The sequence below is a fragment of the Craterilacuibacter sp. RT1T genome, assembly GCF_023502145.1.
GTDB lineage: Bacteria > Pseudomonadota > Gammaproteobacteria > Burkholderiales > Chromobacteriaceae > Craterilacuibacter.
This window is the reverse complement of record NZ_JAMFLI010000037.1, coordinates 1-393: the sequence shown is the minus strand read 5'-3', so window position 1 is coordinate 393 and position 393 is coordinate 1. Positions and strand designations below refer to the sequence as shown.

At 47.3% G+C, this 393-nt stretch carries 2 tRNA genes; both read left to right on the top strand.

The annotated features are described in order from the left end of the window. The first annotated feature begins 24 nt into the window (after positions 1-24). Positions 25-101, top strand: a tRNA-Ile gene (locus M3P88_RS15850). 98 nt (positions 102-199) lie between these two features. Next, positions 200-275, top strand: a tRNA-Ala gene (locus M3P88_RS15845). Positions 276-393: the final 118 nt, after the last annotated feature.

Below are 393 nucleotides of genomic sequence, written 5' to 3'. Positions count from 1 at the left end.
AGAAGTTAAGGGCGTAGAGAAACTGGGTTTGTAGCTCAGCTGGTTAGAGCACCGTGTTGATAACGCGGGGGTCGTTGGTTCGAGTCCAACCAGACCCACCACATTCTCTTGCTTTATTTTTGTGCCAGACAAGGCGCGAAATAGCGAAGTGTACGTATTGTACACAAGCTATTGAGCAACGCAGTATGGGACAAAAAGAGGGGGATTAGCTCAATTGGTAGAGCACCTGCTTTGCAAGCAGGGGGTCGTCGGTTCGATTCCGTCATCCTCCACCATTCTTCCAATGCAAACAAAAGTGCATGCGCAGTAGCGCGTGAATTTCTGTTTGCGTTTGAAAAAACGCCCGATCTTTAACAAATTGAAGAAGCCGAAATACAAGTGGCGAAACAAATC